Source organism: Bacillus sp. AFS031507, from assembly GCF_002584635.1.
Classification (GTDB): domain Bacteria; phylum Bacillota; class Bacilli; order Bacillales; family Cytobacillaceae; genus Neobacillus.
The window spans coordinates 351,559-373,731 of the sequence record NZ_NUOW01000006.1 but is presented as its reverse complement, the minus strand read 5'-3'; the positions used below and the strand labels follow the sequence as shown (position 1 = coordinate 373,731).

27 protein-coding genes and 4 pseudogenes are annotated in these 22,173 nt (G+C 36.2%); 18 read left to right on the top strand and 13 right to left on the bottom strand.

The annotated features are described in order from the left end of the window. Nucleotides 1-68 precede the first annotated feature (68 nt). Nucleotides 69-644, top strand: coding sequence for a helix-turn-helix domain-containing protein (locus tag COE25_RS08490; protein WP_098932291.1), 576 nt, complete (start codon nucleotides 69-71; stop codon nucleotides 642-644). A gap of 145 nt (nucleotides 645-789) precedes the next feature. Here COE25_RS08490 and COE25_RS32230 read toward each other — a convergent pair whose 3' ends face one another. The 5 genes and pseudogenes from COE25_RS32230 to COE25_RS32505 form a co-directional block, all read right to left on the bottom strand. Next, on the bottom strand, nucleotides 790-927 hold the full coding sequence (locus COE25_RS32230) for a VanW family protein (protein WP_373605344.1): 138 nt from the start codon (nucleotides 925-927) through the stop codon (nucleotides 790-792). Nucleotides 928-929: 2 nt separating this feature from the next. After that, nucleotides 930-1,202, bottom strand: coding sequence for a VanW family protein (locus tag COE25_RS32225; RefSeq protein WP_373605343.1), 273 nt, complete (start codon nucleotides 1,200-1,202; stop codon nucleotides 930-932). A 213-nt stretch (nucleotides 1,203-1,415) separates the two neighbouring features. Continuing rightward, on the bottom strand, nucleotides 1,416-1,622 hold the full coding sequence (locus tag COE25_RS08480) for a hypothetical protein (protein ID WP_098932290.1): 207 nt from the start codon (nucleotides 1,620-1,622) through the stop codon (nucleotides 1,416-1,418). A gap of 50 nt (nucleotides 1,623-1,672) precedes the next feature. Next, the gene (locus tag COE25_RS31475; protein WP_257208743.1) at nucleotides 1,673-1,906 is read right to left on the bottom strand and encodes a recombinase family protein; all 234 of its coding nucleotides are present in this window, start codon (nucleotides 1,904-1,906) and stop codon (nucleotides 1,673-1,675) included. Between the two features lie 51 nt (nucleotides 1,907-1,957). Beyond that, nucleotides 1,958-2,584 (bottom strand): annotated as a pseudogene (locus tag COE25_RS32505) (IS110 family transposase); the annotation flags it as partial. Between the two features lie 433 nt (nucleotides 2,585-3,017). Between COE25_RS32505 and COE25_RS08470 the strand changes: the two are divergent. From COE25_RS08470 to COE25_RS08460, 3 genes and pseudogenes are all read left to right on the top strand, one after another. Continuing rightward, on the top strand, nucleotides 3,018-4,058 hold the full coding sequence (locus COE25_RS08470; RefSeq protein WP_098932289.1) for a DUF3231 family protein: 1,041 nt from the start codon (nucleotides 3,018-3,020) through the stop codon (nucleotides 4,056-4,058). A gap of 68 nt (nucleotides 4,059-4,126) precedes the next feature. Continuing rightward, a pseudogene (locus COE25_RS31465) lies at nucleotides 4,127-4,380 on the top strand (hypothetical protein); the annotation flags it as partial. An 800-nt stretch (nucleotides 4,381-5,180) separates the two neighbouring features. After that, a complete protein-coding gene (locus tag COE25_RS08460; protein WP_098932288.1) occupies nucleotides 5,181-6,275 on the top strand; it encodes an L-dopachrome tautomerase-related protein in 1,095 nt (364 codons plus the stop codon). A gap of 236 nt (nucleotides 6,276-6,511) precedes the next feature. On the opposite strand, the gene COE25_RS08455 is transcribed toward COE25_RS08460, so the two are convergent. Genes COE25_RS08455 through COE25_RS08435 form a run of 5 tightly spaced genes read right to left on the bottom strand, consistent with a single transcriptional unit; the run spans nucleotide 6,512 to nucleotide 8,827 of the window. Further along, the gene (locus COE25_RS08455; RefSeq protein ID WP_098932287.1) at nucleotides 6,512-6,811 is read right to left on the bottom strand and encodes a spore coat protein; all 300 of its coding nucleotides are present in this window, start codon (nucleotides 6,809-6,811) and stop codon (nucleotides 6,512-6,514) included. A gap of 18 nt (nucleotides 6,812-6,829) precedes the next feature. Continuing rightward, nucleotides 6,830-7,024, bottom strand: a complete 195-nt coding sequence (locus COE25_RS08450; RefSeq protein ID WP_088086585.1) for a hypothetical protein — start codon at nucleotides 7,022-7,024, stop codon at nucleotides 6,830-6,832. 17 nt (nucleotides 7,025-7,041) lie between these two features. Then, nucleotides 7,042-8,178 carry a zinc-dependent alcohol dehydrogenase gene (locus tag COE25_RS08445; protein WP_098932286.1) on the bottom strand — a complete coding sequence of 379 codons (1,137 nt, stop codon included), beginning with the start codon at nucleotides 8,176-8,178 and terminating at the stop codon, nucleotides 7,042-7,044. Between the two features lie 18 nt (nucleotides 8,179-8,196). Further along, on the bottom strand, nucleotides 8,197-8,565 hold the full coding sequence (locus tag COE25_RS08440; protein WP_098932285.1) for a spore coat protein: 369 nt from the start codon (nucleotides 8,563-8,565) through the stop codon (nucleotides 8,197-8,199). A 16-nt stretch (nucleotides 8,566-8,581) separates the two neighbouring features. Then, the gene (locus COE25_RS08435; RefSeq protein ID WP_024030851.1) at nucleotides 8,582-8,827 is read right to left on the bottom strand and encodes a hypothetical protein; all 246 of its coding nucleotides are present in this window, start codon (nucleotides 8,825-8,827) and stop codon (nucleotides 8,582-8,584) included. Between the two features lie 363 nt (nucleotides 8,828-9,190). Here COE25_RS08435 and COE25_RS31460 point away from each other — a divergent pair. Both COE25_RS31460 and COE25_RS08425 read left to right on the top strand, forming a co-directional pair. Continuing rightward, nucleotides 9,191-9,523, top strand: a pseudogene (locus COE25_RS31460) (response regulator transcription factor); the annotation flags it as partial. Nucleotides 9,524-10,443: 920 nt separating this feature from the next. Continuing rightward, a complete protein-coding gene (locus COE25_RS08425) occupies nucleotides 10,444-10,839 on the top strand; it encodes a phage integrase SAM-like domain-containing protein (RefSeq protein WP_257208737.1) in 396 nt (131 codons plus the stop codon). Between the two features lie 103 nt (nucleotides 10,840-10,942). On the opposite strand, the gene COE25_RS30595 is transcribed toward COE25_RS08425, so the two are convergent. Beyond that, nucleotides 10,943-11,119 carry a hypothetical protein gene (locus tag COE25_RS30595; protein ID WP_180247431.1) on the bottom strand — a complete coding sequence of 59 codons (177 nt, stop codon included), beginning with the start codon at nucleotides 11,117-11,119 and terminating at the stop codon, nucleotides 10,943-10,945. Between the two features lie 383 nt (nucleotides 11,120-11,502). Here COE25_RS30595 and COE25_RS30590 point away from each other — a divergent pair, with 383 nt between their 5' ends. The 9 genes and pseudogenes from COE25_RS30590 to COE25_RS08390 all read left to right on the top strand — a co-directional run bounded on the left by COE25_RS30590 (nucleotide 11,503) and on the right by COE25_RS08390 (nucleotide 19,011). Then, entirely contained in the window at nucleotides 11,503-11,649 is a 147-nt protein-coding gene (locus tag COE25_RS30590) for a hypothetical protein (protein WP_180247448.1), read from the top strand. Nucleotides 11,650-11,740: 91 nt separating this feature from the next. Next, nucleotides 11,741-12,982, top strand: coding sequence for an NADP-dependent malic enzyme (ystJ, locus tag COE25_RS08420; protein ID WP_098932283.1), 1,242 nt, complete (start codon nucleotides 11,741-11,743; stop codon nucleotides 12,980-12,982). Between the two features lie 1,033 nt (nucleotides 12,983-14,015). Then, complete coding sequence (locus COE25_RS08415) at nucleotides 14,016-14,204, top strand: hypothetical protein (RefSeq protein WP_088086596.1); 189 nt, start codon at nucleotides 14,016-14,018, stop codon at nucleotides 14,202-14,204. 660 nt (nucleotides 14,205-14,864) lie between these two features. Next, nucleotides 14,865-15,470: a hypothetical protein gene (locus COE25_RS31455; protein WP_257208736.1), complete on the top strand. Its 606-nt coding sequence runs from the start codon at nucleotides 14,865-14,867 to the stop codon at nucleotides 15,468-15,470. A gap of 47 nt (nucleotides 15,471-15,517) precedes the next feature. Next, entirely contained in the window at nucleotides 15,518-15,736 is a 219-nt protein-coding gene (locus COE25_RS31450) for a DnaD domain protein (RefSeq protein ID WP_257208735.1), read from the top strand. Nucleotides 15,737-16,162: 426 nt separating this feature from the next. Further along, nucleotides 16,163-16,737, top strand: a pseudogene (locus COE25_RS08405) (LysE family translocator). Nucleotides 16,738-16,762: 25 nt separating this feature from the next. Next, entirely contained in the window at nucleotides 16,763-17,542 is a 780-nt protein-coding gene (locus COE25_RS08400; protein WP_098932282.1) for an AraC family transcriptional regulator, read from the top strand. A gap of 45 nt (nucleotides 17,543-17,587) precedes the next feature. Further along, nucleotides 17,588-18,571 carry an MBL fold metallo-hydrolase gene (locus tag COE25_RS08395; protein ID WP_098932281.1) on the top strand — a complete coding sequence of 328 codons (984 nt, stop codon included), beginning with the start codon at nucleotides 17,588-17,590 and terminating at the stop codon, nucleotides 18,569-18,571. 62 nt (nucleotides 18,572-18,633) lie between these two features. Next, nucleotides 18,634-19,011 carry a hotdog family protein gene (locus COE25_RS08390; RefSeq protein WP_098932280.1) on the top strand — a complete coding sequence of 126 codons (378 nt, stop codon included), beginning with the start codon at nucleotides 18,634-18,636 and terminating at the stop codon, nucleotides 19,009-19,011. A gap of 249 nt (nucleotides 19,012-19,260) precedes the next feature. Here the strand turns inward: COE25_RS08390 and COE25_RS08385 are convergent, their stop codons facing one another. Then, complete coding sequence (locus COE25_RS08385) at nucleotides 19,261-19,905, bottom strand: YczE/YyaS/YitT family protein (RefSeq protein WP_098932279.1); 645 nt, start codon at nucleotides 19,903-19,905, stop codon at nucleotides 19,261-19,263. Between the two features lie 20 nt (nucleotides 19,906-19,925). After that, complete coding sequence (locus COE25_RS08380) at nucleotides 19,926-20,366, bottom strand: GNAT family N-acetyltransferase (protein ID WP_098932278.1); 441 nt, start codon at nucleotides 20,364-20,366, stop codon at nucleotides 19,926-19,928. Nucleotides 20,367-20,493: 127 nt separating this feature from the next. Between COE25_RS08380 and COE25_RS08375 the strand changes: the two genes are divergently transcribed. From COE25_RS08375 to COE25_RS08365, 3 genes are read left to right on the top strand one after another with little or no spacing between them, the layout of a single operon-like run. Further along, nucleotides 20,494-20,946 carry a MarR family winged helix-turn-helix transcriptional regulator gene (locus COE25_RS08375; RefSeq protein ID WP_088086607.1) on the top strand — a complete coding sequence of 151 codons (453 nt, stop codon included), beginning with the start codon at nucleotides 20,494-20,496 and terminating at the stop codon, nucleotides 20,944-20,946. A 25-nt stretch (nucleotides 20,947-20,971) separates the two neighbouring features. Then, complete coding sequence (paiA, locus tag COE25_RS08370) at nucleotides 20,972-21,490, top strand: spermidine/spermine N(1)-acetyltransferase (RefSeq protein WP_088086608.1); 519 nt, start codon at nucleotides 20,972-20,974, stop codon at nucleotides 21,488-21,490. Nucleotides 21,491-21,513: 23 nt separating this feature from the next. Further along, nucleotides 21,514-22,137, top strand: a complete 624-nt coding sequence (locus tag COE25_RS08365; protein ID WP_098932277.1) for an FMN-binding negative transcriptional regulator — start codon at nucleotides 21,514-21,516, stop codon at nucleotides 22,135-22,137. Nucleotides 22,138-22,173: the final 36 nt, after the last annotated feature.

The following is a 22,173-nucleotide window of genomic DNA, read 5'->3' as shown; positions in this document are numbered from 1 at the left end:
CAGTATAGTATACTATATTAAAACTGATTAAATGTATATAAAAATATACAAAAAATATGGAGGACCGAATGAAGGGATTAGAAGATGAACAAACAAGAAAATTAATTCAACAAATGGGCGGGCTGCTTCGGAAAATTAGAAGCGAACAAAAATTTAGCCTCGAGGAGCTTGCCGAAAAAACAGGTGTTAGCAAGCTCACGTTAGGAAAGATTGAAAGGGGAGAAACGAATCCCACATTAGGAGTTGTATGGAAAATTACAGAAGGGTTATCGATCCCTTTAACAAGAATTTTAGTAATGGACGATCATGTCGATCTTTCGAGATGTGGAGAGGGCTTTATGATTTATGGGCCAGACCAAACATGGAGAGTAGAGACAGTTTTTCGGAATACAGATGGACCAACAATGGAAATATATCGAGCATTTCTTGAACCGCAAGCCATGTACTCGCCGGAGCCGCATCATAAAGGAGCAATGGAATTTGTGACGGTAATGAGGGGAAATATCAGCTTTAAAGTAGAGGAGAGGGTATACCAACTCAAACAGTTTGATTCCATTAAGTTTGAAGCTGCAAGTAAACATCTTTATAAGAATATCGGTGATGAAGAGGCCGTGTTACATGTAGTGGTGAGATATCCTTCTTAACAATTCAAAGATTAAATTTTCAATAAAAACCCAAGTGAGTAACCTCACTTGGGTATGTAATTTCGATCCATTGGAAGAGATGGAACATTTTTAGGTCTATAAGTAATGACATCAGAAGAATAAACATTAACTAACAATCTGTCCTCTAGGTTTTCGACTGAATGAGGATAGGCTGGTTGTAATTATTTTTAAAAATTAAATCAGGCCCATTCCACCTCACTGTGGCATCTCGTCCAGGAGGAACGTATGAAACTTCCCTGCTGCGTGAGGAGCGTTGAATCACATTTATTCCCGCATTATCGACAGCATTGAAAAGGGGGTAGATACTTGACAAATTCCACCGCCAATATCTTCGGAAAATTCTCCTTTAATAATCACTGTTGCAGGTCTATATCGTTTTTCTGCAGTTCTTTTTCCAACCACTTTATTAAACGAGAATACTTCACCAGGGAATAGAACATAGTTATTTATTGCTTCTGCAGAAAGTATGGAAAGGGGGTTATTACTGTTGTTTAAAAAAGAGGAAAAAACCTTAGAATTTATAGCATGGTTTGGCATTGGGAGTGACATTTTTACAAGTATCTATAGTCTTATCATAATCAGAATGTTAAATTCTATCCAAGGAAACAGATAGGATTTATTCAATTTTTAAAACAAGTGTGGCAGGGGCACCTCTGTCTTTTTATTCGCAGAACTACCCAAAAAACTGAATCTAATTTTGTTGAGTGCCTTTCTCCAACATAATTGAGTAGGCTTTGTTATTAAACGCAACTATTCTTTACGTTTAATACGTTTAGTCCAGCCACCCAAGAAGGGAATTTTATCTCCATCAAACACGGCCTCTATATCTCCAAAGTGGAAAAATTCTTCCTGATCGGTGTCATCATCTAAAACGGCCCAAAAACCTACTCTTTCTTCCTCTAATTGTGTTATATGTCCATGATAATATAGATCATCTTCAACTTCTTTATTAGTCAAATAGCGGACAACAATCGTTACATAGTCGCCTTCTTAATAAGGAAAATCCGTTAAGCCTGGTCCGTAAATACTACCGTCTTTGTAGTGTCCTGTCCTTTTCTTCCTAAGTGTTTCCCTTGTGCTTTCGCTCGTTCTCGCCCTTCTTTGGTCCGTTCATTGATGAGATCGCGCTCGAATTCAGCAATAGCCCCCATCATGGGTAAACATGAGCTTTCCAGCCGGAGTTGAAAAGTGGATCTGTTCCATGATGAATACAACACCGATGTTTTTCTCTTGTAATTCATGAACAATATTAGGTAAGTCTCTTGTTGATCTGCCAAACGGTCAATTTTATGAAGGCGTTGATGTGAATTGATATAGCCTTTTAGGGCGGGTTCTATTTCTTCTTTCTTTTTTTTCATAGTGCGGCGTGCAAAGTTTGCTAGTTTTTCAGGGTCCTCTTCACCATCGGCAATGGCATCAAGCATATCTCGTGCTGAAACACCCAACACATCTGAAACAACCGACCCCAACTTAATATTCGCGCCTTCTAACACCTTTTAGATTCGGTTATCACGCTCCTTGAATAATACTTCTACGATAGCGAACGAGTTCACGCAATGATTTCGGTCAGGGATATAACGGGCTTTAAGTAGTCCATGGCGAAGAAGTTTGGCAATCCATTCTGCATCCTTCACATCTGTCTTTCGTCCTGGAACTGCCTTCATATGTTGGGCATTCACCACTAAAAACTCAATATTCTCAGCTTCTTGTAAATTCACAATAGGCTTTTAATAAACACTCGTGCTCTCCATGGCGACATGGGTACAATTATGTTGTTTAATCCAGTCAACAAACTGTAAAAGAAATACAGTTTTAGTAGAGAACGTTTGAATCTTCTTTCCTTCGGGTGTCGAAATACAGGCAATAATATTGTCCTTATGGACATCCATACCGCATGCTCTTTCAATGACAACTTCCATTGAAAACATCCTTTCTACGGCTCACAATATATTGGAGGCTGGTGCAGCAACCTGAATAGGATTAATCTACCATGTGTACTTCCCGTAAGGGAGCGACAGTCAGTTGTGCACCGTGGTCGTTGGAGTCAGACTAACGGATGGGCTCTAACGCACCATAGTTCATCGACCTTCATCTCCCAGCCGTAGAATCAGTATTGACGGTTTAAAACCATTTTCATTCTCTGTGGTGAAGCGTTTATTTTTGCGCTTCATGGGTGGCTAATGGGTGCTTGAATTCAAGAAAGTAAGGCTGTTGCGGCAGCCTTTTTCCTATTCGAATAACGTGGCGGTTTAGTTGAATAAAGTGAAAGACAATTTTACGAAAAATTTTAGGCAGAATATGATTTCGATTGAAGGAAAATACTATGCAAAACAATAAAAGGGAGATTTTTCTATGGACACGATCAAACCAATTAAAGTTGGTTCTACAAAATCAGACCTAAAAGAAGAACTAACCGCAGCCGAAATGGCGAAACTGTGGGCGACTTATATGGGAAACAGCATGGCAAAATGCATTATAAAGTATTACCTTCAACATGTTGAGGATGAAGATATTAAAGCATTATTAGAAAACGCATTAAAATTAAGCACAGAGTTCTTAAAAACCACGGAAGAGATTTTCAAGAAAGAAGATTTCCCAATACCAAAAGGTTTTTCGGAACAAGAAGACGTTAATCTTGGTGCCCCTCGGTTATTTCAAGATGAATATTATGTACACTATTTAAGGTATGCTGCAAAAGCGGGAATGAGTATTTATAACGTTGCTATACCACTTGTTTATAGGAGGGATGTAGAAGAGTTTTTTATTTATTGTATGGATTCCACGATGGCCTTGATGAAACAAATCAAAGAAATATTAATGAATAAAGGTTTAATCATTAAACCACCTATTATTCCCGTTCCCGACAAAGTTGAATTTGTAAAGCACCAATTTTTAAATGGTTTTTTTGGAGATGTAAGACCCTTACATGCATTAGAAATTACCCATCTTTACGATAATATTGAAAATAATGTGACAAGCAAAGCACTGATAATGGCATTTAGTCAAGTGGTTAAATCTGAAAAGATACGAAATTTGTTTTTAAAAGGCAAGGATTTTACTCATAAACACATTGAAACCTACATGGCAAAACTACATAAAGAAGATTTACCTACACCATCATTTCTTGATCATTTGGTCACCAAATCAACATTTTCTCCTTTTTCGGATAAAATAATGTTATACCATAAGGCGGATATGTTTTCCATGAAAATTAGGGCTTATGGAAACTCTGCGGCTGTAGACGGTAGACACGATATTGGACTCATGTATACAAAGTCATTAATGACTATAGCACAATTTGTTGAAGAAGCAGCAAAAATAATGATAGAAAACGGTTGGATGGAACAACCACCATTTGCAGTTGATAGAAATTTGTTAGCCAACGATGAGTAACCCTTTCCAAATTCAGTAATAATTTAACATTTATTTTTTAAAATCCAAAAGAAAAAGGTTAGACAAATGTGAATCCAAAAGAAAAATTATTATGGAGTATAGCCCTTCCAGGGTTTGGTCAATTACTTAATGGGAAATACCTCAAAGGGATTCTTTTTATTTCATTAGAATTTGTGATTAATGTCCGCTCTCATTTTAATGAATTAATCATGCTTAGTTTTAACGGTGAATTGAAAACGCCATTGACCATACAAAATATCAATGGCTTATGTTTTATCCATGTGTTTACTTTTTTGCGATGTGGGACGCTTTTAAAGATGCAAGTCTGCAGGGCATGTAACCTCGTCATTTTCCTTGTCATATTGAAATTGATGATCTTCTCGAGTTCCATATACCTGCCTAACCCTTTTTTAAATGTCCTTTACAAAGGGTACATTTTAAACGGGTGTTCCCCTTATTTTTATATAAAAGTTTTAGATTGCGAGGAAAGTGGATTTTTATTACAAGAGGAAATTTTTGAATGGGAGGGATAGGGTGGTCAGTGTGGTAAATATTTAATTTGATGGTCCGACATATGTGGATCAGTTTTGGAGGTCTTCCACAAACATGGCTGTCAACTAAACAAAGAAACCAAACGCTGTTGAAGATGTTGTAAATCAAGCTAAGTACAAGCTGCTAATATGTAAGGGAAGAACATTTATTTATAGCACTTTTCATTGAAGGAATGTTTTTTGTTGGTCTTAATTATCCATCGAAAACAGGCTGGAGGGATATATACTTTTAGGTTATGTGGGTTACTGACTATGAAAATACCCCACCCCTGTAGGTGAAAAAATATCGAAATACAGATATTCTTTACAGGGGGGAGTGGTATTTATCAAAAGGGTATATACTTTAGTGCGAAGCTGGGAACCAGATGATGCTGCTGTTTAATACCTGAATTTCTTCATCTTGTCATTTGCTTTTAAAGCATACGCAGTTTCGCCTGACAGACTTTTTAAATTTCGAAAACAATCAATTCCATCATCTTTTCGTATAGAAAAACTTATTAAGAAACATGCACTAGAAAAAATATAAATCATATATAGGTGATATCCCGTTTAAAGGGTTGAGGAGGATATCATGAAACCTATGCTACCTATTGAAAAATATTTCGGTAAGTTAGAACTAGTTTATGCATTTTATGGTACTATGCCTACAGGTGTTAGTGTTTCGGAAACTGGTCGTATTTTCATTTGTTTTCCGAAATGGGGAGACGATGTTAAATTTACGGTGGCGGAAATTGTTGAGGATAAATTGCAGCCTTATCCTAATTTACAAAACAATTTGGTTAACCCCGAGAATATCACAATGACTTTCATCAGTGTCCAAAGTGTAGTTGCTGATGGAAGGGGAACGCTTTGGGTATTAGATACAGCGGCACCCAATTTTTCTGAACCTATTAAAGGTGGGGCAAAATTAGTCGCTGTTGATTTAAAAACCAATACAATTAGAAGAGTATATACCTTTACAGAAGATGTTGTCCTGCCAACAACTTACCTGAATGATGTCCGATTTGATTTTCGTGTTGGAAATGCAGGTTATGCCTATATAACGGATTCTTCTTCCAAAGGACCAGGAGCTATTATCGTCGTAGATTTAGAAAATGGAAACGCGTTTAGACGGTTAAATGGAGCAAATTCAACTTCACCCGATCCCTATTTTATACCGAAAGTAGAAGGAAAAGTGTTGATGAATCGAAATAAAGATGGCGGGACTTCTCCATTTAGATTGGCGTCTGACGGTATTGCGATTTCTCCTGATGGAAAGGTATTATTTTTTTGTCCACTAACAAGTCGTCATCTGTTCTCGATCTCAACAGAAGCCCTGAGAGACAGAAATATACCGGACATGGATTTACTTTATCATGTGGAGTATTGGGGAGAAAAAGGTGCGTCTGATGGAATGATTACAGATGCAAAAGGTGCCGTTTATGCTGGAGATTATGAGAACAATAGTATTCGAAAGATATTGCCAAATGGCACAATGGAAACCATCGCACATGATCCGAGAATTTTATGGCCGGATACTTTTTCGATTGGTCCGGATGAATACTTATATGTCATTGTGAACCAATTACATCGGCAGGCAAGATTTCATTATGGAAAAGACCTGCGACAAAAACCTTATAGTTTACTTCGTATGAAAATTGATGAATTTCCTGCTCCTACCATTTGATAATAAAAAATAGTTGGTTCATTTTTTTGTGAAATTTGAACGGGTAAGCATGGAGCCAATAGGTCTTAATTAGCTTAATATAGCTCTATTCATAAAAGAAAAGACATCAAATTTGTAATTGTAAAAGAAAATGGTGGTCGCAAAAGGAGGGAAATCGTATATTTACATCATTTAAATATAAATGGTTTATTAGGAACAGTTTAGGTTGGTAATGCTAAACTGCTCCTATTTTATTTTTATAGAGTGGGTAAGTTCAATGCTGTATTGATATTATTTAAATCTAAATTGATTTGTTCGTTTGTATCCCAAGCATGATACCATCCTTTTTCTGTCATATATGAGGAAATTTGTTCATGCATATCAAGAGCTTCCATTAAATGGCGAGTGAGCATTTCTTTAATTTCGGGCGTTCCTGTTTCCGTAACTGCCATGGCATAATTTCTAACTCCACTTTTAGCTGAAATCAATAAATCCATTGTAACCACTTGATCCGATAGTGCGTTCATGCCAGTTAAATTTTCAATGATTGGATTCATGTTCATTCATCTCCTAATTTACTGCTTAGCGTTGGAAAGGATAGAAGCATATTCTTGTAATTGTCTCGTAGATACATCAATGTCTCGCTGCATAATATCTTTTAATTGCTGATCTGTAACTAACCCTTTCATCGTTTTGGACTTAGTCAAACAAGTGGTCTTAAATGCAGCCATCTCATGGACCTCAAGAACTTCATGTAAGGCGTAGTTCATTTTTTATACCTCCTTCCTCAAGGTTTCAACACGACTTTTATACAATCATCCATTTTTGTGTCAAAAATCTCATACCCACGCTTTGCTTCACTAAGTGGAAGTACATGACTCACGACATCTCCTGGATCAATTTTTCCGGTCGAAACTAATTCAAACATATATGGCATATAGTGAATCACAGGTGCTTGCCCAGAGCGGATATTGACGTTTCGGTTCATAATATCTCCCATTGGGAATCCATTATATCTGCCACCGTAAACGCCTGTAACTTGGATGGTCCCGCCTTTACGCACTGCTTGTGAAGCCATGATAAACGCACTGAATGCTCCGCCTTGAAGCTTCATTCCGCTCGCAAGGAATTCTATATCAGTCATTTTACCGTCCATACCAACTGCATCAATGACAACATCAGCGCCGCCTTTCGTCATTTCTTTCAAATGCATTCCCACATTTTCAAAGTGTTCGAAATTTACAATTTCAACTTTGTTGGTACGTTTGGCGTGTTGCAAACGATAGTCTACATAATCTACGGCAATGACACGCTTTGCTCCTTTTAGCCAACAGAATTTTTGAGCAAAAAGACCAACCGGACCACAGCCAAGAACAATAACTGTATCTCCATCCTTTACGCCTGCATTGTCAACACTCCAAAAACCAGTAGACATCGCATCGGCAATAACTGCTAACTTTTCATCTGGTTCTTCACAAGTCTCTGGAATTTTGAAATGAGTAAAGTTAGCAAACGGCACTCTTAAATATTCAGCTTGCCCACCTGGATAGCCACCCGTCGTACCAGAATATCCGAAATAGGCACCCATATCACCATTATCATTAGAATTATCACATTGGCTTTCCAAATGGTTTTTACAGTAATAGCATTCACCGCATGCTATATTAAAGGGGATAATTACTCGATCTCCCTTTTTTAGCTTAGTCACACCTGGACCAACTTCTTCGACGATTCCCATTGGTTCATGGCCAATAACATAGTTTTCTTGCAGGTTAGGAATCATGCCATGAATTAAATGTAAATCAGACCCACATATGGCTGTACTCGTTACTTTAATAATCATGTCATCTGGTTTTTCAATCTTTGGATCTGGAACTTCTTTGACTACAACATTTTTAATACCTTGATACGTTACTGCCTTCATGCTATACAGCCTCCAGTGTTAGTGTTCATCAGGTGTCCGGTCAAACATACCCTTTCTATTGGTCTCAACAGGAAATAGATTCATTTTGCCAATCATCAATGTATTGTTGGCGGAGAGTTGGTCTAATTGATATTGTTCACTTAGTTCGTATGGATGGAACCATTTTTTATTAATCATTAGTTCTGTAATTTCTTGGTGCATGGCAATCCCTTGCATTAACTGGTTTCGTAAGAGGGTTCTAACATCAGGTGATGGGGACTCCGTTAATGCGACAGCAATATTGCGAACACCTTCTTTGGCACGAAGAAGTAAATCCATCGCAAATGTGGTATCTGCTAGCTCTGGTACGTGTAGTGAGTTTATAGGGTCTAAATAGTCATGATTCAATGAATTTGCCACCTTTTCAATTTATTATTGGTGTTGGCCGGTTTTGAGGAACAGGAGCTTCAAAAGGTGCACGTTGATAAATTGCCTGTAATTCTCCAAGCGCTTGCATGGATTGTTCAACATCTTTTTGCATTAATGCTCTCAAATCATGATCAAATACCAGTCCTTGCATTAGTTTTGATTTCGCTAAGCAAAGGGTTTTAAAATTAATAACTTCATGTAGATCCAATGACTCATGATCGGCTAATTTTTGAATATCCATTTCTAATTACCCACCTTTCTACGTAAATACAATGGTATTGTTCCAAGTATAGGAGGAAACATTCTATAATTTTTTAAAAAGATAGGTAAATTATATTTAATGGTTAGAATATTCGTAAAATGTAGAAAATTAATTTAGCACTAAGACGCTAATTCAGCAATATGTACTTGCATGGATAATTGATAAGAACGCGAGTTAAAACCCCTTGGTGCTCAAGGGGTTTTGTGTACTTCGTAAAATCGCAGTTATGGTGAAGTTTCACTAAGATAATACTCGCCGATCAACGGAACTTGGCGGTTCCTCAAACCATCCATTGGAAATCATGAAGTTTGCGCAGTCTTCCGCAAACTTCACATCCCTTGCGATACAGGCCGGGAAGATCTGTTTCGAACGATTGAATCTGCTATCAGGGGTGAAACATTATTACAACCAGAAATCATGGCCAAACTAATTGGAGCTAAAGAAAAGAAATCCAAGGTTATAGCTCCCTTTGAAGCCAATAAACTAACTGAAAAGCAACTGTTTATTTTACAAGCAACAGCCAAAGGATACCGAAATAAAGATATAGCCTTTGATATGGGTATTGCCGAACGAACCGTTAAGGCACATTTAACGAATATTTACAATAAACTTGGTGTTAACACTAGAACAAAAGCGGTCGCTGTTGCCCTAGAAAGTGGAATGATACATCTTTAGAAAAAATACATAAGCGTAAAATCATAAAAAGAGAGCTATTTTTGAATAGTCAGCTTTTTTCTATTTAAAATAAGTATTATAGTGCAAATTTTTATATCTTGATTACCATTATCAAAATCTTTTAGAAAATCATAGATGTCAAAGCAACCATCAGAGTAATAACATTAACAATTATTTAAAATGGTCGCTGGTAAAAGTATGAGGGTGGGATGTGCTTGGCAATAAAGAAGGAGAAGAAATCACCCTTATTGAAAATAAATTGATGAACAAAAGTCTGCTGGGGTTTTGTTCATCAATTTATTTTGGAGGGATATAAGGGTTTGGTATGAAAGGAAAATAATATGCCTTTCAATTAATTTTTTTATCATTCGAAACAGGTTATTTAACTACATAATATTCAAAACTGCAAATCCTTTTGAAAAGGAGGATTTGCAGCCAAGGTCGGTAACTATAAGTAAAAAGAAAAAGTACTGTGTTTCTCAATCTTCACTATCTTGGTCTTGGTCACTTACTGGTCACATTTTGGTCACGAATTAAAAATAACTACTGAAAATTAGAGATAACTAAAATATATAAATTTGGCAGAAGACTCTTTATAATCAAGGATTCCAGATGACCAATGATAACTAATAATAAATAGAAATAACACCTTTCCTCTAACTTCAAAACTGCTTGAGACCTGCGTTCCAGGTCTGGTGTGTTCGATTCCCACGCAGTCCCGACAACGATTATACTCCCGCAAGGGTTTGACGATGATTGACTCGGTGATTGTTGCCGTTGATTGATCCGTTAACTTTCACAGTTTCCGCCCAGTCTCGTTATAAGACTGTTTAAGGCTGACGGGTAAAACTGTTTTGATAGTTGCCGAAAACTGTTCGTCCTCTTACGCTACCATATTTGCGGAAGGGGATTTTTTATTTATGATGCGGAAAGGTTTAACTCGACGAAAACCACGGCATGTTCCGGTTGAATTTTCGCTTACTATAACGGAGATGTTTGAGGAGTATATGCTTGTAAAGAAGGGCGAAGGACTGGCGAAACGGACGATACAAGAGCATTATAATAATTTCGGTTATTTTAAAACGTATATCGGAAAAGAGATATCCGCGGATGAAATGACTACCGAATTATTCGACGGATGGATTACGTATATGATCGAAGAAATGAATTATACACCAGGAACCGTTAATATTCGCGTCAGGACTATGCGCGCTTTCTTACGCTATTGCTACGAGGATAAAGCGTGGATTAATGAGCCGATACATAAAAGCTTCAAGCCGATTAGGGCACCTACGCTTAATTATGTATTTAAATAACGTTTACCAATTGCGTCACCTTAACGGGAGGCGTTTTTATTTGTACAAAAATAAAAGAAAGCCCTATGTTCAAGGGCCCAATTGTCGAGTAAAGTATCGATAATTAATTCTTAGAGTTTTCCTCAATTTTATGAATATACACGACACCGCTCGTTACAACTGAACCATTTGTTTCACCGCAATGGGGGCAATTTATATACTCACGCTCTCTGCCTCCAGGGACATTCATTTCCGTAACTTGGAAATAAAACTCTTTTTCACATTTTTTGCAGTTCATCAAAAGACATCCCTCCGTGTACTTTTATTAGTAACTCAAAGTATATATTCGCCGAGTTGTAAGCGTTTTCCTTCTTGATATTATTTATTTGACGGAGTTATAGAGGGTATATGATAGAAGGAACACGGTATTACAAAAGGAGAGACTTTGATATGTTAACACTACGTGAAGAAGCATTAAAGATGGACAAGGAAAATCAAGGGAAACTTGATGTTCATTCATAAGTTCCCGTACGTAATGCAAAATATATTTTGAAAATTTTAATTTGTTTTGTATTTTTACGTATGATTATGTAGTTCCTTATATAAATTAAACCTACAGTATTAGAAACTATCAATCAGTCTATGGGAAAAGAGAAAAGTAATCTTTTATTGGGGGAATTTTATATGTGGGTAATCACAGTCTATTCAAAGGAAAATACTTCGATGTTTGAATTTGACACAGAAAAAGAAGCAAGGGAAGCTTTCAAGAATATTCAAGGATGCAAGATTCTTTCCGAGGTTGTTTACTTTAATGATCATTATGTTGCTTAGCTACTGTTTAAGATCTTACTCAGAGGTCTGAGAATTTTTTAACTATTTGTTTACTAAAACAAACATCTATTAAATTAAGGAGAGACATTATATGTCAACTTTACGTAAAGAAGCATTAAAGATGCACAAGGAAAATCGAGGAAAGCTTGGTGTTCATTCAAAAGTTCCCGTACGTAATGCAAAAGATTTAAGTCTTGCTTATTCTCCAGGTGTAGCGGAGCCATGCTTGGACATTTATGAAGATGAAAGCAAAGCCTATGAATATACCATGAAGGGAAATCTGGTAGCTGTTGTTTCGAACGGAACAGCAGTACTCGGTCTTGGAAATATAGGTCCGAAAGCGGCCATGCCGGTCATGGAAGGAAAAGCTTTGTTATTCAAATCGTTTGCGGGTGTCGATGCATTCCCGATTTGCTTAGATACAACGGACCCGGACAAGATTGTGGAGGTCGTTACTTTATTGGAGCCGACATTTGGCGGAGTGAACTTAGAAGACATTGCAGCACCGCATTGCTTTGAAATTGAAGATCGATTACGAAAAGTTTGTAATATCCCTATTTTCCACGATGACCAGCACGGAACAGCCATTGTAACTGCTGCTGGGTTAATCAATGCTTTAAAATTAGCTGAAAAAAAGATTGAAGACATTCGTGTTGTAGCAAACGGGGCGGGTGCTGCAGGGGTGGCGATTGTTAAGCTGCTTCTTCAAATGGGTGTAAAAGATGTCATTTTATGTGATACCAAAGGAATCATTTATAAAGGCCGCCCGTTTGGAATGAATCAATTTAAAGAGGAAATGGCATGCATCACCAATAGCGAACAAAAACAAGGTGTATTAGCAGATGCTCTTGTTGGGGCTGATGTGTTTGTGGGGGTATCTGCTGCAGGTATTGTTACGGAGGAAATGGTTTGTTCTATGAATCAGAATCCTATTATTTTTGCCATGGCCAATCCGATACCTGAGATTATGCCGGAAGAGGCAAAAAAAGCGGGGGCACTCGTAGTAGGAACTGGACGCTCTGATTTCCCCAATCAGGTGAATAACGTCCTCGCATTCCCTGGCATTTTCCGTGGTGCTTTAGACGTTCGTGCAAAAGCAATTAATGAGGAAATGAAACTTGCTGCTGTTTATGCCATTGCTGGATTGATTTCAGATGAAGACCTTCACGCGGATTATGTGATTCCAGATCCATTTGACCGGCGAGTAGTGGCTAATGTAGCAGCAGCTGTTGCGAACGCTGCAATAGAAACAGGAGTATCACAAAAATATGTCAATGGAGAAGAAATCAAAAGGCGCTTATTAGAAGAGGAAGAACAACCTGTTTTTGTATAATTCTTACTGAACAACAAAGAAAGTTTCTCTACTACTTTAGTTGTTCAGAAATTTAATATAAATTTTCTGAAGTTTCAGTTAGTGCAAAGTAACAAAATGATTGAAAACGTTATCGAATTATAAGGAAGAAGGGGTAGTAACTATGAAGCTTAATTAACTGACGGAAGTTCAGATTTCTCTTTTTGGCAAGCCACTCTAGTTCTTTGTGATAGCTACTATTGTAAAGGTTTTAGGCTCAGTATGTTGGTCCAACTGGAAAATGATCTTTACATCCGAGTCTTTTAAAATTTTAAAAAAATTTACAAAAAATTTTCTTGTTTAGTGCAGCCGCTGATGTGATTCAGAAAAGCGGTCTGTTCATAAAATTAAGTACAAGATACTATAATTAAATCACGTATTAGTGACTTTTAAAAAAGTATAAACTCCAGCATGAGATATTAATAAATTGAGCTTTTGGATAATATTTTAAATTGTCTTAAGTAAATATTTATTCTAAAATGAAGACTGTAGAGGTTTAGGGAAAACGGTCTAAAAACCTATCAAGAGACTGCCGAGGCCCCTTGATATTACTGGGAAATTTGAAGCTGATTTGACCACTGGTGTCCTCCACAGTCTTCAAAACTGCCTGAGAACTGCGTGCCAGGTCTGGTGGGTTCGATTCCCACGCAGTCCCGCCAATTAAACCCAGTAATATCAAGGGCTTCCACTGTTTATTAGCTCTGTTTTTCCGACTGTTTAAACAGTTAGTTGAAAGCAAAAATTCACCAGTATTTTTTTAAAAAATTACATAGTACTAGTGCGACTGATTTTAGGTGTACTAATGTTTCAAATCCACCAAATTCTTAAGAAAGGTGGATTTTTTTATGCAGTCCGTTCGGAAATCTCAGCGAAAAGGTTCAAGAAGTACTCAGAAATCTACGGCAAAACTCTAGAATTCTCGGGCAGGAAGAATGATGGCAGAGTTGAATAAGACGACATAAAAAAGATGATTTCATCATATTTATCATCAATGAGAGGTTAAAGAGGTGAAATCATGTTACGCAATGTTGGCAGAAGACTCATCTGGTTTCTGATCGGAAGTACGTTCTTTGCTACCTTTATCGGATATGCCCTGTTTAAGGCTGGCCTCATGTCATTTCCAGGTATTCCTAAATCTCAAATAGCACTGAATAATAAAGATCGTAATCGAAATAGAAGAGTTGGTAGAATTCGAGTTACTTAGATATTTCTAAATCATCACTGTGTACTTTTAGGTGCTCAAACTTCATTTATTTTATAATAGAAAAATATTTATTAAGGGCAAACAGTGCGGAATAAACTGCTTGCTCTTTTTACGATGGTCCCTATATGGATGGTTTTCCTCCTTTAACAATTGCTAGTTGCTGATAAACAACAAATTATCACTGGAGATCCTCCTGCATAGTTGCTTTGGTGCCCAAATTTTATAAATTACAAATCACCAGAAAACACTAGGAAGCAAAAAGGCTTGATTTATCAGTACTTGAGGGTACATAGTGATACTAGAAAAACAGAAGCCAGCAAACTTCAAAACTGCCAGAGACCTGCGTACCAGGTCTGGTGGGTTCGATTACCACGCAGTCCCGCTGCTCACGATTGATTTAACCTCGACTGGAGAAATACTTCTTTAATAACACTAAACATTCACAAATGTTGTTTTCTAAATGTTTGTGAATGTTTTTTTGTTTGGGGAAAAGAGTACATCATACCATTCTTTTTATAGTAACAGGGAAGTGATCGGTACCACTAAATTATTTTGTCATAAAATCTACACATTATATCTGAAAAACCTATGACCATTTTCATCATTTCATTCTATATCAATTATGAAGGAATTTTATTAGAAGAAAGGCAGTGGTCGAGGATGGCAAAATATAGAATGGTGCGTACTGATTTTTGGAAGAATCCGGTTGTTTTAGAAGAGATGAGCCCCGAGGACAAATACTTTTATCTGTATCTTCTTACCAATCCACATACGACCCAAATTGGCATCTATAAAATTACCAAAAAACAAATGGCTTTTGACTTGGGGTATTCGATTGAAAGTGTTCATGCGTTAATTGAACGATTCATCGAGCTCCACAAGGTGATTCGTTACAATCCGGAAACGAGAGAGCTCGCGATTAAAAACTGGGGGAAATACAACCTCCATAAAGGCGGGAAACCGGTTATGGATTGTATTTATTCGGAATTAAAAGATATCGAGGATCTCTCGCTTATCCTTTATGTTTCGGAATCCATTGATAAACAGGAAATTCTCAGCTTATTTGAATCTTTTTGTGGACAAGAAGACATGTTTAACAGCAATGATATGATTGAAGAAGAAGAAAAAGATACATATATCGATACTGAGTGCGAAGAATTAGATGATCCGTTCACGCCTCGTTATACGATACGGGGACAAAAAGAAAAAGGAAATAATAATAAAGTAGTTAAAAACAACAACAAGAACCTTTTCATACAAATATAGAGGAAAATCCAGTCATCGAGAATCCATTACAGAATAATCAAAAAGATGTGAAAGAAATTGTTGAGTTTTGGGACAACAATGGATTTGGTTTTTCGAACGTGAATGCCAAACAACGGTTACTATCTTGGTTAGATCATTCTATCTTTTTACAACCGAAAGGTGTGATTTTAAAAGCGATGAATATTGCTTGTGCCAATAACAAGCGAAAGCTGAGTTATGTGGTTGGGATTCTGAAAAACTGGGAAATGACTCCTTACAGACCGTAGAAGAAATTGATTCCTTTTATGAGAGTAAAAATTGCGCACCAAAGCATAGGCAATCACCGAATCGTTTCCTGCCGGAAGACCTATTCCAGGTAGATTTAAACTAGACCTTACGGCAGGTGAAGAGGGATGAGTATGGCGAGAAAGATCTTTTATGAAGCTAGATGAAGGGGAGGTACTTGCTCAAGGATACTGTGGTCTAACCTGAACAGTTGGAATGTACACGGCATAAACTTGAATTAGAAAAGCTTCTTTAATTTCTAAAGTGCCCAAACAGGTCAGGTTTAATAAGAAGAGAATTTTTAAATTAAGGCTAAATTTGTAGAGTTAACTTTACAGGAGTTTTATATAATCATGCAATAATATACTATAAGCGATTTAATTCCTAGATGTATAATTCTATGAGAATACTAGAAAGGAGTTTTCCTCATGAATATTACATCTTTTTTAATTTACTGTATTATTGTTACTTTTACACCAGGCCTACTAATATCGTCATATTATCCACAGTGCATCATTTTGGGACAAAAAAGGCAATGGAATATACGTATGGTGCAACGATTGCTTTTGGTATATTACTTGTTATTTCTGCTATGTTGAATACTGTCCTTATAGAGATCATACCAAAAATATTAATTGTTATGCAGATCATCGGAAGCTTATATATCTTCTATCTCGCTTATCAAATATGCAAAAGGGATTCGTCAAAACCAGTTGTAAACGAAACTGGTACCTTTAGGTCAGGCTTCCTTATGCAGTTTTTAAATCCAAAGGTGGTCCTATTTACAATGACTGTCATTCCTAGCTTTATTATGCCGTACTATACCGCAATGCCTGAGGTGACTATAAGTGTTTTCGCTATAACTCTTATTGGATTTTTGGCATTTATTACATGGGTTCTTTTCTGTACCATCTTCAAGAAGTTTTTACAGAATCATAGTAAGATTGTTAATATAATGATGGCGTTATTTTTAGCTTATTCTGGAATCATGATATGGTTGTAGGAAAGCTACAAAAGAGGTGAATTTAATGGATAAATTTATCTATAAAAAATCGGCAGGTGTTACTGCGTTGTCAGCAAGTATTACTAATTTTACATATAAAAAGCATTCTCACCAGGAGTATGCAATAGGGGTAACATTGCGTGGTATCCAACAATATAACCTGGATGGCAGCTTACTATTATCTTATCAAAATGGTGTTATGCTTTTTAATCCAGAACAGGCACATGACGGAATGGCACATGATCATGAGGCAGGACTTGATTATGTCATGTTATATATTGATCCGCAATTGCTATTAGAGGTTATGGAGAAAAAGGATATAGTACGTTTTTCAACACCGATTGTCTATGATTATAGACTTGAACAAAGAATATTAAGTCTTTCCAATTCCATATTAAGCGAAAAAGATGAGGCTTTGTGCAGTGAATTACTCGTTTCCCTTACAGATAGCCTTATGCAAACGAATCTTTCAACAGGTTATAAGAAAGATAACGCTCTAATTAGAAAAGCAAAGGATATGATTCATAGTAACCTAGAATATGTACTTAAACTTGACGAGATATGTAAAGAGCTTAATTTATCTAAGTTCCAGTTTATAAGATTCTTTAAGGCTCATACTGGAATTTCACCATACCAATACTTTCTTAACTGCAAGATAGAACGTGCAAAGCAGTTAATAGAAAAAAATAGAGATATATATGCAGCCGTAACTGAATGTGGTTTTGTTGATTTAACCCATTTGAATAAACACTTTAAAAGCGTATATGGAACAACAGCATTTGAATATATGTCACATCTAAATTGAGAAGAAGCTTTTGTTTAGTCATTGAAATATAAGGAGGGATAGCCTATGAAAAAATCCAATACAATTTTCTTTGAAAGAAAATTTCCAAGTGCAAATATGATCCTTATCAAGGATCAGCTCCCGATCCTTATTGATACTGGTTTTGGGAGTGATGCGAAAGAAACAGAGCAATTAATTAAAGAAGCCGGCGTTTCACCAGAAGAATTACACCTTATTGTGAACACGCACTACCATAGTGACCATGTAGGAGGCAATTTTCATCTTCAAAAAAATTATGGTATTACGATTGCTGCTCACAAATGGGACGCCGATTTAATTAATTCCTGTGACTCTGAAGCCTGTAGTGCAGAATGGTTAGATCAGCCTGTAAAACCTTATCGAGTCGACACAGAGCTCAGAGATAACGATGGGATTAACACAGGAAGTAGAACCTTGAAAGTCTTGCACACACCGGGACATACGTTAGGGCATATTTCTTTATATGAACCAGAAGAAGAGATATTAATTTGCGGAGATCTCTTTCACAAAAATGATATCGGATGGGTAAATATCTTTCGAGAGGGTGTTTCATCTATCCAACGATCGATGGAAAGTTTGGATCGGTTGTCGATGCTCCGGATCAGGCAGGCATATTCAGGACATGGACCTAATATGGAGAATCCTATGTCGGCCATTGATGCAGCAAGGAAACGGTTTGAAAAGTGGCTCAGGATGCCAGAAAAAATTGCTTGGCATGCCTGCAAGAGGATTTTTTCATTCACATTAATCATAAAAAATGGATTGGCAAAAGAAGAAATCGATAACTACCTACTAAAGTGTGGTTGGTTCCATGATTTTGCACGTTATTCTTTTCAGCTTCAGCCAGAAGAATTTATTCCAATCCTGCTCGATGAAATGATTCGTTCCGGAGCAGCAAGCTGGCACAATAATCATTTCATCGCCTCCACCCCATACCAAACACCACAAAAGAATTGGATGAATGAGAACATAAAGCCGAAAGATTGGAAACCTCAAGATTTCCTCACATAACTAAATGTAATATTCGATTATTATTAACCATACAGTATAAAACCTTCGGGAGGGAGAATTATATGCCATTAAAAGTAGGAGATATTATTACGTTTGAACGGACTTTTACAGTAAGGGATGTTGAATTATTTACAGAGATTTCAGGTGATGAAGGAATTCATCATACAACCCCAGATGAACAGGGAAGACTTGTCGTTCAAGGGTTATTAACGGCAACCTTGCCAACAAAAGTAGGCGGCGATGCAAACGTGTTGGCTCGTACTATGAATTTTGAGTTTTTAAGACCTGTGTTTACGGGAGATACAATAATTTGTAAAGTGAAAATTGAAAAATACGAAATGCAAGAAAATAATAGAACAACTATTATGGCATCCTTTTTATGTAAAAATCAGAATGAAAAAGAAGTATTAAAAGGGGATTTTTCAGGGGTAATACTTTAAATTCCTTATACCTTCTTCAAAAGACCGCTGAAAAGTAGGTCTTTAAATTTAATTACATACGGAACGTTTGTTTGTGTATAATGGTATTGAAGGAGATGATTCAAACTGACAATACGTGACCGTGGTAAAATGAAATGGCAGTCGGCCTCTTTCATACCGCTACATCATGCATTGAGTCAGCCTTGTATTGGTTGGCATTTTTTATTCAACAAAGGGCTGGTTAGTGGAACAAGAACAACAAAAACCATCCTATATTGAATGGTTTTCATCTTTATCATAATTTGGTGATGTACTTGAGTGTGTTAATATGCGGGATAATACTTTTTCAGTAAATGGCATAAAGTAATTAAGTATTAGCCCCCCTAAACAAACGGTTAATAAAGTCCCAACGCCAATTGGTCCATTTAAAAACATTGCCATTATCAAGAATACGAGGTAAATGAACGTTTTCGAAAAAAATATATTTGTTCTAGTTAATTCTTGTATGATTAAGGTTAATCGGTCAACTGGAATCGGTGCAAAATTTGTGTGTAAATATGTTGCAGTTCCTAACCCGATAACAACTAAGCCGATTCCAAAACAAACAACTTTGCTGTACCATAGTTCAGGTGTTATCAAATTTTGCAATAAAAAAAGCCACATATCAATACCAATACCCGTTATAAATGCTGATAACAACCCCAAAACTTCTGGTCTTTGTCTTTTTAGAAATGAATTAAAACCTATCAATAGTAAAGCCATTATTATTTCCCAACTTCCCACAGTAAGCCCCACATTTATGGACAGTCCTACCAAAAGTGCATCAAAAGGTGAAGTTCCAAGGTCTGATTGAATAGTGAAAGAAATACCAAGGGTTAATATTAAAATTCCTAATACATAAAAAACATATTTCACTTTACTCGACCTCTTTATCATTATTTACTAGACAATTCTTTGAGCATTAGAATATGTGGGATACCATCTTCCTTAAAGATATTAGATGAAGTACGATAACCAAGTTTTTTATAAAAACCTTCCGCCTGTGTTTGTCCATGTAATTTAACCTGCGAGGCTCCCCGTTCTTCCGCGATTTCTTCTAACGCTTTAATAATGATTTTTCCAAGTCCAAATTTACGATAAGGTTCGAGGATGCAGATTCTTTCCAATTTACCTACTCCATCAATAAACCTTATCCTTCCCGTTCCGACTGGTTGTTCATTGTAATGGACTAATATGTGTTCGCAAAGTCCATTCAGTGTATCAAATTGATCAAATTCATCTTCTAGTGGTACGCCTTGTTCTTTCACAAATACTTCTTTCCTTATTGCAAATGCTACCCTTAAATTTTCATCAATCGTTGCTCTTTTTGCATTCATTTTTATCAGTCCTTTTAAATTAATTGTCTATCATTATTTTGTTGCAAATGCAATAAAATTAGGTTAAATTTAATTTATATCAATTTTATAGTAAATGCAACAAAAAGTATGGGTTAAGGAGTTAATTATGAAGGAAATTCTTCGTGAAATTGGAATGATAGCAAGGGCATTAGATTCTATAAGTAATATAGAATTTAAAGAATATGATCTTACAAAAGGGCAGTATTTGTACCTGGTGCGAATATGTGAAAACCCAGGAATCATTCAAGAAAAGTTAGCTGAGATGATAAAAGTAGATCGAACAACAGCAGCTCGTGCGATACAAAAACTTGAAATGAATGGCTTTATTGAAAAGAAAGAAGATCAACATAACAAAAAAATAAAAAAGCTCTTTCCAACAGAGAAAGGGAAAAATGTTTATCCTTTTATAAAAAGAGAAAATGATTATTCCAATAGCGTTGCATTAGAGGGATTTTCCGAAAGAGAAGTAGAAACCATTTTCAATCTTCTTCAAAGAGTAAGAAAAAATATAGAAAAAGACTGGGAATTTGTAAAAAAGGGAAACAAGAGAAATTATTGATTATATAAAGGAGCGACATATTTAAATGACTATAAATATTAAAAAGTGTACCCTTGAAGATTCACTCAAACTTCAAGAAATTAGTTATGAAACATTTAATGAGACATTTAAGCATCAGAATTCACCCGAAAATATGAATGCCTATTTGGAAAGGGCATTTAACTTAAAACAATTAGAAAAAGAATTATCCAATATTTCTTCGCAATTCTTTTTTGTTTATTTTAATAATGAAGTCGCTGGATATTTAAAGGTCAATACTAATGATGCTCAGTCTGAAGAAATGGGTGATGAATCACTTGAAATCGAGAGGATTTATATAAAGAACAAATTTCAAAAACATGGGATTGGTAAATATCTGCTAAATAAAGCTATGGAGATTGCGATGGAACGTAATAAAAAGAAAATCTGGCTAGGCGTATGGGGAAAAAATGAAAATGCTATTGCTTTTTATAAGAAAATGGGGTTTGTTCAAACTGGAGCCCACTCGTTTTATATGGGTGATGAAGAACAAACGGACTTAATAATGACCAAAACACTCATATAACTTTTTATGAAGGGCGGATTATTATGTATATTCCAAAATATTTTAAGGTCACAAATGTTGATGAAATTTGGGATTTTGTTCAAAATAACTCTTTTGGCACGATTGTCACAACAGAACAAGGGAAACCAATTGCCACTCATTTGCCTTTGGGGTTAAATAAAAAAGGTGATGATTACTATATTACTGGGCATATGGCTTATGGAAATCCTCAGTGGAGAACATTTGAAACCTGTGAAGATGTGCTTGTTATGTTTCAGGGACCGAACGCTTACATTTCCTCTTCTTGGTATGGGCATGAAGAAGTTCCAACATGGAATTATCAAGCCGTCCATGTATATGGTAAAGCAAGCATTTTAGAGAAAGATGAATTAATAGAAGAATTAACAATAATGCTGGAAAAATATGAAGAAAATCGTAAAAATCCTGTTTTATGGGACAAACTTTCTCCTGAACTATTAGAAAATCAAATAAAAGGTATTGTTGGTTTTAAAATTAAAGTGGAAGAAATCCAGGCTGCATATAAATTAAGTCAGAACCGAAATGAAACGGATTATATTAACATCATAGATAAATTACAAAATGAAGGAAATTCAAATTCGAAACAAATGGCAGAACTGATGGAAAAGAGATTAAAAAATCACATATAGGCCCACTTTTATTCAACCCTTACCATTTCGAATCCA

Bases quoted from the DNA above. Each gene is read 5' to 3' on its own strand.
- COE25_RS08435 (WP_024030851.1), bottom strand. From the start codon at position 8,827: ATGGATATTCAAAAATTAGCCGATCATGAGTCATTGGATCTACATGAA.
- COE25_RS08375 (WP_088086607.1), top strand. From the start codon at position 20,494: ATGAAGGAAATTCTTCGTGAAATTGGAATGATAGCAAGGGCATTAGAT.
- COE25_RS08450 (WP_088086585.1), bottom strand. From the start codon at position 7,024: ATGAACTACGCCTTACATGAAGTTCTTGAGGTCCATGAGATGGCTGCA.
- COE25_RS08365 (WP_098932277.1), top strand. From the start codon at position 21,514: ATGTATATTCCAAAATATTTTAAGGTCACAAATGTTGATGAAATTTGG.
- COE25_RS08380 (WP_098932278.1), bottom strand. From the start codon at position 20,366: ATGAATGCAAAAAGAGCAACGATTGATGAAAATTTAAGGGTAGCATTT.
- COE25_RS08390 (WP_098932280.1), top strand. From the start codon at position 18,634: ATGCCATTAAAAGTAGGAGATATTATTACGTTTGAACGGACTTTTACA.
- COE25_RS32225 (WP_373605343.1), bottom strand. From the start codon at position 1,202: ATGCCAAACCATGCTATAAATTCTAAGGTTTTTTCCTCTTTTTTAAAC.
- COE25_RS08455 (WP_098932287.1), bottom strand. From the start codon at position 6,811: ATGAATCCAATCATTGAAAATTTAACTGGCATGAACGCACTATCGGAT.
- COE25_RS08395 (WP_098932281.1), top strand. From the start codon at position 17,588: ATGAAAAAATCCAATACAATTTTCTTTGAAAGAAAATTTCCAAGTGCA.
- COE25_RS08425 (WP_257208737.1), top strand. From the start codon at position 10,444: ATGATGCGGAAAGGTTTAACTCGACGAAAACCACGGCATGTTCCGGTT.
- COE25_RS08400 (WP_098932282.1), top strand. From the start codon at position 16,763: ATGGATAAATTTATCTATAAAAAATCGGCAGGTGTTACTGCGTTGTCA.
- COE25_RS08460 (WP_098932288.1), top strand. From the start codon at position 5,181: ATGAAACCTATGCTACCTATTGAAAAATATTTCGGTAAGTTAGAACTA.
- COE25_RS08470 (WP_098932289.1), top strand. From the start codon at position 3,018: ATGGACACGATCAAACCAATTAAAGTTGGTTCTACAAAATCAGACCTA.
- COE25_RS30590 (WP_180247448.1), top strand. From the start codon at position 11,503: ATGTGGGTAATCACAGTCTATTCAAAGGAAAATACTTCGATGTTTGAA.
- COE25_RS31475 (WP_257208743.1), bottom strand. From the start codon at position 1,906: ATGAATTACAAGAGAAAAACATCGGTGTTGTATTCATCATGGAACAGA.
- COE25_RS08490 (WP_098932291.1), top strand. From the start codon at position 69: ATGAAGGGATTAGAAGATGAACAAACAAGAAAATTAATTCAACAAATG.
- COE25_RS31455 (WP_257208736.1), top strand. From the start codon at position 14,865: ATGGCAAAATATAGAATGGTGCGTACTGATTTTTGGAAGAATCCGGTT.
- paiA (WP_088086608.1), top strand. From the start codon at position 20,972: ATGACTATAAATATTAAAAAGTGTACCCTTGAAGATTCACTCAAACTT.
- COE25_RS08445 (WP_098932286.1), bottom strand. From the start codon at position 8,178: ATGAAGGCAGTAACGTATCAAGGTATTAAAAATGTTGTAGTCAAAGAA.
- ystJ (WP_098932283.1), top strand. From the start codon at position 11,741: ATGTCAACTTTACGTAAAGAAGCATTAAAGATGCACAAGGAAAATCGA.
- COE25_RS08415 (WP_088086596.1), top strand. From the start codon at position 14,016: ATGTTACGCAATGTTGGCAGAAGACTCATCTGGTTTCTGATCGGAAGT.